5 protein-coding genes are annotated in these 11,673 nt (G+C 47.3%); 1 reads left to right on the top strand and 4 read right to left on the bottom strand.

Annotated elements, in window-relative coordinates:
• Positions 1-7 precede the first annotated feature (7 nt).
• Positions 8-913, top strand: coding sequence for a DUF6999 family protein (locus CPIN_RS10875; protein WP_012789840.1), 906 nt, complete (start codon positions 8-10; stop codon positions 911-913).
• Here CPIN_RS10875 and recB read toward each other — a convergent pair.
• From recB to CPIN_RS10855, 4 genes are all read right to left on the bottom strand, one after another.
• On the bottom strand, positions 896-4,354 hold the full coding sequence (recB, locus tag CPIN_RS10870) for an exodeoxyribonuclease V subunit beta (protein WP_012789839.1): 3,459 nt from the start codon (positions 4,352-4,354) through the stop codon (positions 896-898). The two genes, CPIN_RS10875 and recB, sit on opposite strands and share 18 nt — an antisense overlap.
• Before the next feature lie 16 nt (positions 4,355-4,370).
• Positions 4,371-7,562 (bottom strand): exodeoxyribonuclease V subunit gamma, encoded by a 3,192-nt coding sequence (gene recC / locus CPIN_RS10865; protein WP_012789838.1) that lies wholly within the window; start codon positions 7,560-7,562, stop codon positions 4,371-4,373.
• A 16-nt stretch (positions 7,563-7,578) separates the two neighbouring features.
• Positions 7,579-9,384: an exodeoxyribonuclease V subunit alpha gene (gene recD, locus CPIN_RS10860; protein ID WP_012789837.1), complete on the bottom strand. Its 1,806-nt coding sequence runs from the start codon at positions 9,382-9,384 to the stop codon at positions 7,579-7,581.
• 101 nt (positions 9,385-9,485) lie between these two features.
• Entirely contained in the window at positions 9,486-11,657 is a 2,172-nt protein-coding gene (locus CPIN_RS10855; protein WP_012789836.1) for a xanthine dehydrogenase family protein molybdopterin-binding subunit, read from the bottom strand.
• Positions 11,658-11,673 lie beyond the last annotated feature (16 nt).

The following is an 11,673-nucleotide window of genomic DNA, read 5'->3' as shown; positions in this document are numbered from 1 at the left end:
TATTCACATGTTACATACCAAAGAGTACTATGAGCAGATGCCGCATGACACGCGTAATCCGAGTCACTGGCACGCGCTCTTCCTGGATAAAAGCATCCCTTTCAATCCGGATGCGAAAGCCGCTTTCCTGTACGATTCTTCTACTAAAAGCCGGCAGTTCCTGTATCCGGTGATAAAAGCCTTTGCAAGGATCAGTATTGTGCTGATGCAGATCTTTAAGATCTTTATCCCCAATCTGATCAATGCCCCCAAAATGCTGCATAAGAGCCTTTACTGGGGCATGAGATACTTTATCACCCCGGAGGCCAACTTTTTGATCTTACGGCATTTTTACCTGGGTTCTGAGGTCTTACGCTTTATTAAGGATAATGTAAGGGGAGCAGAAAATATTCCCATGAATCCACTGAAGCCAACGGCGGTGAGTCATGTCAGGGATAACCTCTTCCTGGAACACGACCTGAACCTGTATAACTTTATCATTAACCTGAATAAGGCGATTGACGAGAAAGGAGTAAAGGTCAGTAAACAGGAAAAGCCTGATTTCAGTGCGATATCCACCACTCCGATTCCTTTTGAACAGTTTCGTCACCGGTGGACCAACTTCATCGACCTGGGTACAGCGATAGAGATATTCACACCGGTATACCAGTTCTTCTTAACAGATGCCGATTTCTGGCGCGCGACTAACTCGCTGCAACTGGATGAAGTGATTGGTATTTATGCGGCGACCATTATGGATTGTCCGGAAAAACTGACAGCGCTCAATAACAAACACCCGATGATACCACTGCCAATGGCAGGTGCGGCGTTCAGACTGTTGTTACATGGGTTTTCCACGGAGGTACTGCACGCATTACTGGTACAGGCTAAACTGGAACAGCAACGGCAGACGGTGTTAGTAGATGTCGAATAGTTTTTGCTGAGGAGGTTGTTTCCTGTTTACATTGGGAGACAAACTACTTTCCAGCTGTAATATTTTAGATAAGGGTGGTTTAGTGGTAAATATACCGGTAGACTGCCCTTTTCTTATGCCCCTGACAAAACAGTAGATCACCCCGCCGAATTGCGTTTCATAGTCAAATGCATGTAAGCGGCTCTCCAGGTATTTCTTAGCTGCCAGCGTATAAATCAGGTATTGCAGGTGATAGTTGTTTTCGTTCATCGCTGCGGATACAGCGGTCGGTGTATAATCTTCCGGCGTTCCTCCCAGATAGTTGGATTTCCAGTCAAGGATATAATACCTGCCTTCGTGCTCAAAGAACAGGTCCATTTTCCCATTCATGATACCTTCCAGTTCACTGCTGCCCTGTTCATGGAAACGACGTACGACTACACTCGTTCTGTCATCAGAAAGACCGTTCAGCATATCCGGGAAAAACGCGGATACCGGGAAGTCAAACTCAAACTCAGGGATACGTTTATGCCAGATGATAGCCGCCAATGGGAATGTGCGTCCATCTACCGTAATATCTGTCTGTAACACATGCTCCAGTAACTGTCTCAACATCGGGCCATATAAGTCCTGCTGCCCGGGTACAAAACGGCGTACTGTTTCTGTGATCCATTTTTCCCAGCGACTATCCTCAGAGAAATTGATATTCTCAAACAGGAAGTGCAGCAGATTCCCCGTCTTCGCGCCACGTTTCAATGTGTGGAAAATAAAGGTTTCGTAAGGATCTTCCTTTTGAGAAGCCCTTGTCCGCAGATTATGCTCCGCCTTTGCCGCCAGCATGGTATAACTCATCTTCCGCCAGTTCTGTTCTTTCAGCACAAACCTGACAGGCATATCCGGATCAACCGGAGCGAGTGGTAAGACCTTATTGCCGGCCTGCTGTTCAGGCGCTACCGGCATTCCTTCTTCAAAACGGATAATGTCAGGAGAAGGCGCTGCTGCCACTAATGCTTCCAGGAAAGTAAGCAGGGTAGATTTTTTATGATAGTTATTCCGGAATACAAAACATTTATACACACCACGGGTGATAGCTACGTATAACAAACGTCTGTTCTCCTGCTCTGCCTGACGTGCATAAGAAGCCTGCTGTTCATCTGTCATACGCTTCTTTTCCACACCTACATAATCACCAGTCAGCGGGTCACGGAAACTAAAAAACGCTATATACTTGTTTTCTACAAAGTCGAGATAAGGCGCCATCACGATTTTGTATTCCAGTCCTTTACTCTTGTGAATGGTCACGATATTCACCGCTTCTTCATCACTTTCCATACGCTGCTCATACTCGTCACCTTCTGTGGCCATTCCGTCTATACCACGTTTGAGCCAGGATACCAGTTCTGTCATAGACAGGTTCTTACGGCTCTGGATCTGGTGTACCAGTTCCGTCAGCTGAAAGAGATTGGAAATGATACGTTCCCCACTTTCTGTATGTGCATGGAGCAATACGTTACGCACATTGAAGTCGGTTACAAAATCCATCATTGCGGTATAGATACCATCCTGCTGCCACCTGTTTTTATAGTTGCCGAATAAGCCCAGCGTTACTTCATCATCCAGTGTCAGTACGGATTCCAGTTTCAGACCCGTAAAAGGCGATAACAGGGCACGGTTGATGGAAGACCTGTCAGGCGCCAGCATCGCCTCCATCAGGTATAACAGGTAAGTCGCCTCTTCTGATTGTAATACCTTTGCATCATCTACCGTCACGGCAGGTATACCCAGTCTCGCCAGCTGTGCCTTTACTTCCCTGCCCTGCCGGCCGGTACGCACGAGGATACCGATATCAGATGGTTTTACAGGACGACGTTCATCTTCATCACCGATAAAATATTCCCCGCTTCTCAGTAAAGCTGCGACCTGTGCGGCCACACTCTCAGAAAGTTCTGTGCTATTAGATGTGTTAAAAACGGAGATCGGCACATCCGGTTCATCTCCTCTGAAAAGTAATCCTTTGGTATTGCTCTCCGGACTATCTACCTTGATATAGTTGATGGCACTGCCTTCTCCTTCAAAATAGAAGGTATCAAATCCAGGTACGGGCAGGAAGAACTGGTTCATCGCCGCAATAAAAGGTTCAGATGAACGGAAGTTACGGTTCATACCATATACATGCTGTACACTGGCCCTGGCCTTGAAATAGGTAAAGATATCCGCCTTACGCCAGGCATAGATACTTTGCTTGGGATCACCGATATAAAACAGGATGGTGCTTTCTCCGAAAGCTTTTTCAAAGATCTCGTACTGCATCCTGTCAGTATCCTGGAATTCATCCACAAATACTGCCTTGTATTTCTCCCGCAGCACTTCCTCCAGCTTCGGGTTATTTCTGTCCACCAGTGACTTATGCAGGTTGGTGATCATATCATCGTAACTCAGCAGGTTGTTTCGCTTTTTAAAGCCTTTTACACCCGCCGCTATCTCTTCTATGGCAAAGCAATACAAACGACTGATCACCTGCTGTACAACCCCTTTCCGTTCTTCATCCACAACGGCTACCTCGTCCATGTGTGCCAGCATGTCAGGCAGCAATGTGCTGATATATTTGGCGCTGTTTCTTTTGTCAGCTACTGTCTTTATAAATAATTCAGGATCATCCATGCAAGGCAATAATGCCGTCTTAGCATACCTGTTTCCTTCGCATAATCCCCTCAATGTTTCTCTTTCATTGATCACATAATCCATCAGGATTTTTTCAACCGCCGCTTTCTTATCATCTATTGCATCCAGCTGATGCAACCATTCCTCCTGTTCCTTCTGTTTGATGGCATATCTCTTACCAGGTTGATAAGCATAATAACGCTTCCCGCCCATATGTTCATTCAGGGCTACATTGATCCCCTCCATCATATCCGGCTCCCATACTTTTTCCAGCAAACGGATGTGCAGGGTGGTGACATATTTACGCCAGAACTTCTGTACTTCTTCTGCTATCAGGGTTTTGGTATCCTGGATCATCTCAGCGCCAAACAACTGGTCTGTTTCAAAGGCGAACTCATTCAAGGTCTTCTGACAGAAGCTGTGAATAGTCAGCACGGCCGTTTCATCCAGGAACAATACCGCATCTCTCAACTGTTGCTGTACGGCGGCCAGGCCATTACGTTCTACGGCTTCTTCTACCAGCCGGAAGATGTTTTCATCCCGGGTTTCCTGTCCCTGGCTGATCTTATAAGCAGTACGCACAAATAAACGGATACGTTCTTCCAGTTCAGCTACGGCTGCTTTGGTGAAGGTCACCATCAGGATTTCTTTAATAGAAAGCCCATTCTCCAGCACCAGTCTCAGTACGAGAATGGCGATGGAATATGTTTTTCCTGTACCGGCACTGGCCTCTATCAGGTTACTATCCTGCAGAGGTACGGTGGCCGCATTAAAATCCTGGTAGTTGATATGTTCGTTCATCTTGTCCTTACCTGTATTAATTGTAATAACCTGGAATTATTTCCGCCAGCGGTACCAGCAGATGACTGCAAATCACTTTATAAGTATCCAGCATCGTTTCATCTTTAAAGAAACCATTTTCATACTCCCGGGAGATATATGGATCAATGGTGATGTCATCCCCTTTATCCAGGGCCTTATCCACCTTTTTACTGAATTTACTGAAATCCAGTCCGGCCACATCTGCCGGTTTGATGTCAAAGTCAGGATAAAACGGCGTAATCTTCTCAAAGCCTTCTCTGAAAATCTTTACTAATGCCGTCAGTCTTCGTAATGCTTCCTGTTGTGCCAGGGGAATCGCCTCAAAGGCTTCTCTTTTGCTGGCTCCCGAGATAAAGCACATTCCGTCCAGCACACCGGCCGCCCGTCCGGCAAGGTACCGGATATAAGCCTCCATCAGGTATTTGTCCTCTCTTTTAGACCAGGATACCTGTACCAGCTTACCATCGAATACACCGTTAATAGTTCCTTTCAGCAAGGTGCCTTCTATATCCAGATTCACCTGTACGGATTGTTCTTCCGCCCCATTGATACAGGCACGGAATTTCTCGCGTACCGGCTGTACCTCTGCTTCTATCTGCTGCAAAGCCACATAAGCCATATTCTTCAGTGGCAGCCGTCCCGTCTTCACCAGGCGGATCTTCATGTTGGCAATGGCATTGGTATCCATCTGCAACAATTCATTCTTCAGGCTCCATTTCTGCAAACTATCCAGGTGGAAGATCTCTGTTTCATTCAACAGCACCTGTTCGTCGTTATAATAGATCCCCAGTACTTTGTTATAGTAAGCTTTAAAAGGATTCTTAAAGAAACGGACCAGTTCATCCAGGTCAATTTCCTCAATGGATGGTTGTTCCATCGCCTTATCAGCACGGGTAATGATACGCTCCGGCACAGCGGTATTCAGATAACTGTACAGCCGTTCATCACCCTGTCCGTATTTTCTGCTAAAGCCCTGTAAAGGCTGTCTGGTAACAAGGCGGTTCCTGACTCCCTCGGCATCCTCACAACCGGATTCTATATAATCCAGCAGTTCATCCACTAATGCAGAAGGCGGCATACGACTGTTATCCTTGGCGCTTTGTCCGACGTAACTGATATACAGGTATTGCCGTGCAGAAAGCACCGTTTCCAGGAACAGGTGTTTATCGTTATCCTTTACATTACGATCGCCCCGCTGTTTGTTTTTCTCCATCAGGTTAAAGCCGATCGGCTGTTCCCGGCGGGGAAACTTATCATAGTCCAGTCCCAGCATCGCCACTACCCTGAAGGGAATACTACGCATCGGGATCAGGGAACAGAAAGTGATCCCTCCGTTTACAAACAAACCTGTACGGGTAGTACCCGTCAGTGTTTGCAGGAAGCTATGACTGAACACGTCAAAAGCCACTGTATCGCTCATATATTCATTCAGCAGGTTGTAATCCGACAACTGCTGCATGAGTGTATTATAGTCTTCGTCTATTTCCTCTTCCGGTTCATAGACCATATTGTGCAATATTCCCTCGATATACTCTACCCAGCCACTGATACTACGTTCTTTCTTACGATCTTCTATGGCAGAGATCAGTACTTCGGCAAAATGACAGAATCGGATCACTTCCAGACTATCACTCCCTTCCAGTATATCCAGCGGGAAGAACCCTTCCTCTCCTTTACCATATTCCTGATCGCCGCTCATACAGATACCATACATGATACGTTTGATACCATATTTCCAGCTGACAAGATAGGTTTCATCTTCTTTAGCCCCGTGAATACCAAAGCGGATATTTGCTTCGTCAACAACATGCCGGATCAATGGTACGTTGTTGATACCAAAACGTTTGCGGACATAGGAAGAATCCAGTAACTGCAGCACTTCCTCCGCCTTAAAATTGTCTTCATTCAATCGCAGGATGGCGTGCAGGGCATTGAACAGGTTATCGCTGTCCGCATAGCTTTCATCCGCGATCGTATACCGGAACTTGTAAGGGGCATTGTTGAAGATCGCCTTGATATAAGGCGCATATACGTCAATATCTCTCACCATGACAACGATATCACGGGGAGATAAGGTTTCTCTTTTTTTATCTACGAGATGTACCAGATAGTTGTACAGGACTTCTACCTCACGGGCAACCGTGTAACAGTTGTTGATCGTGATAGATCCATCTTCCACATCTTCCGGGAAGATCGGATGCCGTTGCTCATTGGCATTAAGAAAGATATCGTGCTGTACTTTGTTGAGCAAGGTATCCGGTTGTGGCTCTACCAGTCCTTCGCTTTCGTAGGCGTTGATAAAAGCATCATATTTGAAGAACAGGCCGAAAGTATCCTGTACGACCCTACCCCATCCCATCAACAACGGATTACCGGCTGTATCCGATTCGTGGATAGGACGACCTTTCAATCGCCAGCGTGCCTGTTGTTTCTCACTCTTATCATCAAACCAGTAAAGTTCCGGAGAGGGGTTGATGATATGGAAATAGATATCAATGAAGGAAGACAGTTCATGCAGGATCTGCACGTGATAAGCTGTGATGATGGAGAGACCGAACAGATGTACGGTATTCATCCGGTGTGCCAGCGTCTCCTGGTGATCAGGATTCTTCAGCATATCCAGGATGTGCTGTCCGATAATGGTTTTATCAGGCAGCGCATGACCAGATACTTTCTTGGCTTCTGTCCACAGATATTGTTGCCAGTCAATCTTTGCAAACGGGTCTTCCGGTGGCGCATTCCATTCATTGATCATCTCCGGACGATAGATCTGGTACTGGTCAAAAAGGTCAGCTGTCCTTTCTGCCAGGGCCATTCTTTTCAGATCGCTATCCGGTTCTGTTGTATGGTAATAAGTAGCGACGGCAGGATAGGTTTCACGGAAGATATCTTCTCCCAGCAATTTGTACAACAGCCAGGTAAGATTTCTGCCGGAAAGCATTTCCGAATACTGACCATCCATCAGGAAATAGATCTGATGGATCAGATCATTCGGTTTGAGAAAACGGCAATTGGCAGCAATACCCAGGTATTCTGCCAGCTGTAATTTCAACCAGTTGTTCATCCCTTCCGTCTGTGTGACGATCAGGTGTTGTTCAAACACCTGGCTGTTGGAAGCTTTCAGTGTCTGTGCCAATCCCATGGAGAGGTTCTCCAGGGAATTAGACACTCTCAGATATAGTGCCATACGTGTTATTCAATTGTCAGGGGCGATCGTCTGCAAAACGCTGTCCGATACCCGAAGCTCTTTCCACAAAACGTGTTGCAGTCAGTAACAAGACCTCTGCTGATGACTGTACATACACTTTCTGTTTCGCCCTGGTTACACCAGTATAGAGCAACTCTCTTGTCAGAATAGGAACATCTTTTGCGCGTGGCAGGATCACCATTACTTCCTTAAACTCAGACCCCTGGCTTTTGTGAATGGTCATAGCAAATACGGTTTCTGCTTCTGTCAGGTATCCTGGCAGGATCGCTTTCAGTTCACCGTTACTGTCTTCAAACCAGGCCATCAGCACACCCTGTTCATCCGTACGGATAATACCGGTATCTCCGTTAAAGAGACCGTGTTCATAGTAGTTACGGGTCAATATCACAGGTCTGTTCTCGTAGAATTCAGCATTCACACGGATCAGACGTTTATCGTGCAGGATCTTTTCTATGTTTCTGTTGATAGCGTACAAGCCTTCCTCTCCTTCCCTGATCGCACATAAGACACGCAGGTCATTGAGCAGCTGTAATGCTTTGCGGACATCCTTTTCCACAATAAAGGCGCTGTAACCGGCTACAAATTGCGCAAACAGCTCCTTTGAATAGGTTTCATCTATTACGACCTGTTCATCTGCACCCGGTGCAAGAAAGCCATGTATGGCCACCTGATCGTTTGCAATGATGGCCTTACTGAATTTACCGATCCCCTTGTCTCCGCTGAAACGATGGCTACGACGTAACTCAACTAGATGCTGAAACAAAGGATGAGGATCATTTGCTTTGATCTGACTGTCAGGCAATTTTCTTCTTTCATCAGGAATAAAGGAATTAATCAGCGCAAGCCGTTCTTTAGTGAACATGTTGAGGGCGTCCTGTGCCTGACAGAGATCACCAAACAAACTACCTGCTTCTACAGAAGCCAGCTGGTCTTTATCGCCGAGTAATATGAGTCGGGTACCATTACCGACAGCGTCCAGCAATTTGGCAAACAGGGCCACATCGATCATGGAACATTCATCCAGGATTACCACGTCATAGTTCAGCGGATTCTCCCTGTTATACACAAAATAGGGACTGTCTTTCCTGGAGCGTAGTAAGCGGTGAATGGTACTCGGCGCCAGACTCCGGAACTGTGCGGTGATGGCGTCATCCACAGGTAACTGCGTATTACGCAAGCTTTCTGCCATACGTGCAGCCGCCTTACCGGTCGGCGCCGCCAGGGCTACCTTCAGGGAAGGATCCAGGTAATAGAGTATCGCGAGTATTTTAGCCACCGTGGTGGTTTTTCCTGTACCGGGACCACCGGTGATAATCGTAAAATTGTTCAGTACACCCGTCACTGCAGCACTGAGCTGCCAGTCAGCCGGATCGCCACCATCGGCTACAAATGCCGGTCCGGCAGCAAACAGGTTACTGATAAAAGTACGGTGGGTTTCCAGCATTTTCAGTCTGTCGGCCAGTACTTCCTTTTCCGTAGCCAGAAACTGGTGAATGCGTTGCAGGAAGATGGTCTCATACCGGAAATACCGTTGCAGGTACAACCGCTCCTGGTACAACACAAAAGGCTGACTGTCATTCCCTCCTTTTGCCACCAGTGGAATCTGTTGTAAAGTTCTGCTACCAGTGGGCATATTTTCACAGAATGCCGGCAGGTCGGCAGCAGCCTCCACCGGTTTATTCAGGTGCAGGCAGATATGCCCTTCGCTGAGTTTTCGCGAAAGCAGGTAAGCATACGGCTTTAAGGCCGGTATCTGGAAATATTCTGCAAACTGTTGGTGGACGTCGTTGATTGTATGCATATCTCGTCAGCCTCCCCGACAGAGGCAATCTGTGAAATTACGATTTTGCGCGCTTGCATACAAAAAAGAGGCCCCCGGAAAGGGAGCCTCTTACCAAACCGTCAGGCAGACAATATCTTATCAGGCGTGATCGGCAACTCCCGGATACGCTTTCCGGTAGCATGATACACCGCATTTGCCACAGCAGCGGAAAATCCTATCAGTGCAATTTCTCCCATCCCCTTGGAACCCATCGGATTACTATATGGGTCGGGTTTGTCAATAAAAATCGTTTCAATATGTGGTACGTCGGCACTTACCGGTACGTGATAATCACCCAGGTTGTTGTTTACAAAACGGCCATAGCGGTGATCAATAACTGCTTCTTCTGTCAGCGCCATACCGATACCTCCGGTTACACCACCGATCATCTGACTGGCAGCAGTTTTCGGACTGACGATCCTGCCGGAGTCTGCGACTGTCACCACTCGCTTTACACGCACGACACCTGTATGCGGATGTACCCTTACTTCTGCAAAATGGATAGAGAAAGAATACATAGAGTATTTATCCTGCTCAGCACCACCTTTGGATGATTTGGTCACTTCGAAGAATGTCTTTTGCTGTGCTGTCAGTACCTCCTGCATGGTGGCTGTCTTACCCGCTACCGGTTTCACCGTTCCGTCTTCGAATGCAAGACCCGCTTCTGTGAGTAATGCCTTCAGGGCGGTACAGGTATCAAAGACCGCAGAACCTACGGATGATACGGTAGCAGATCCGCCCTGACTACCAGATGGTGGCAGCGAAGCGTCTCCCAGTTCGAAACGTATTTTCTTAATGGGTAGTCCGGTTACTTCATGCGCAATCTGTACCATTGCCGTACTGGTACCAGGACCGATATCGCTGGTCGCACTCTGTAAGATCAGTGTGCCGTCTGCATTCAGCTGTGCACGGCAGGTAGATTCCCCGCGATGTGCCCCGAATACACCCGTACTCATACCATATCCCACCAGCCATTCTCCGTCCTTCATAGAACGTGGTTCCCGGTTGCGTTTGTGCCAGCCGATTTGCTCACTACCCAACTGATATGCTTCTTTCAGATTGTTACTGGAGAAAGGTTTGTTCTTTTCCGGATCGGTTGCTGCGAAGTTCTTCACCCGGAAGTCCAGCGGGTCCATATTCACTTTATAGGCCATTTCATCGATGGCTGATTCCAGTGCAAAAGCGCCTGTTGCCTCACCAGGACCACGCATCCAGATAGGAACGCCTCTGTCCAGCGGCACGATGCGGTATTTAGTGGTTACGTTCGGACAGCCATACATGAACCTTGTCATGGCCACTGTACCTTCTGTAAAGTCGTCGTAATTCGCCGTTTCAGCGGTAGCTTCATGGTAGATACCCTGTAACTGACCGTCCTTATCCGCACCCATACTGATATGTTGTATAGTGTAAGGGCGATGTCCCACCAATGAGAACATCTGCTGACGTGTCATGACCAGTTTAACCGGCTTTTTGAGCTGACGTGCAGCAGCTACCACAGCGACTTCCTGTGGCCAGGTACGCAATCCCATACCAAAACCGCCGCCAACAAATTCGGAGTATACCTGGATATTCTTTTCCGGTATTTTGAACGCACCCGCCAGTGTACGCTGTGTAGCCTTTACTCCTTGTGTTTTAGCGTATACTTTCAACTGATCCTCTCCTTCCCAGATAGCCAGTATACCCGCCAGTTCCATCGGATTGTGTACCTCTACAGGGATCGTATAATCAGCTGAAATGGTAACAGGCGCCGTTTTATATGCCTCTTTCTGCTCACCACGGGTATAATCGCCGAAGCGGCCGGGCATAGCTGCCTTCTGTGTATTTTTCAGCAGGTCAGTCTGATGTTCGGTTTTATTGTAGGTAGCTGTCACCAGTGAAGCGCCATATTGTGCACGCTCCAGGGTATTGGCTACCACCAATGCGATCGGCTGACCGTTAAAGAGTATTTTATTACTGCCCAGCATACGGTATTTCTCTCCGCCGGAAGGCAGTTTCGCATTACTGTTTGGCTGATCGGCCCAACCAGGTACGGCGGGCATATTCAGGTGTGTATATACCGCCAGTACACCAGGTGCACGTTCCGCATTTTTTGTATCAATCGTAGTGATGGTACCGCGGGTAATTGTACTCGTCACCATTACACAATAAGTAAGACCGGGCACTTCGAACTCTGCAAAGTATTTTGCCTTACCAGTTACTTTAGCTCTTCCGTCTACCCTGTTCAGCGGTTCACTTTTTTTATCTGTTCCCATTATTCGGGTTTTAAGC

The sequence above is a fragment of the Chitinophaga pinensis DSM 2588 genome (genome assembly GCF_000024005.1).
In the GTDB taxonomy this organism is placed as follows: domain Bacteria; phylum Bacteroidota; class Bacteroidia; order Chitinophagales; family Chitinophagaceae; genus Chitinophaga; species Chitinophaga pinensis.
This window is presented reverse-complemented; position numbering and strand designations above follow the sequence as displayed.

What these genes read in the sequence shown, in the direction of transcription:
- CPIN_RS10875 (WP_012789840.1), top strand. Translation starts at nt 8, where the DNA reads ATGTTACATACCAAAGAGTACTATGAGCAGATGCCGCATGACACGCGT.
- recB (WP_012789839.1), bottom strand. Translation starts at nt 4,354, where the DNA reads ATGAACGAACATATCAACTACCAGGATTTTAATGCGGCCACCGTACCT.
- recC (WP_012789838.1), bottom strand. Translation starts at nt 7,562, where the DNA reads ATGGCACTATATCTGAGAGTGTCTAATTCCCTGGAGAACCTCTCCATG.
- recD (WP_012789837.1), bottom strand. Translation starts at nt 9,384, where the DNA reads ATGCATACAATCAACGACGTCCACCAACAGTTTGCAGAATATTTCCAG.
- CPIN_RS10855 (WP_012789836.1), bottom strand. Translation starts at nt 11,657, where the DNA reads ATGGGAACAGATAAAAAAAGTGAACCGCTGAACAGGGTAGACGGAAGA.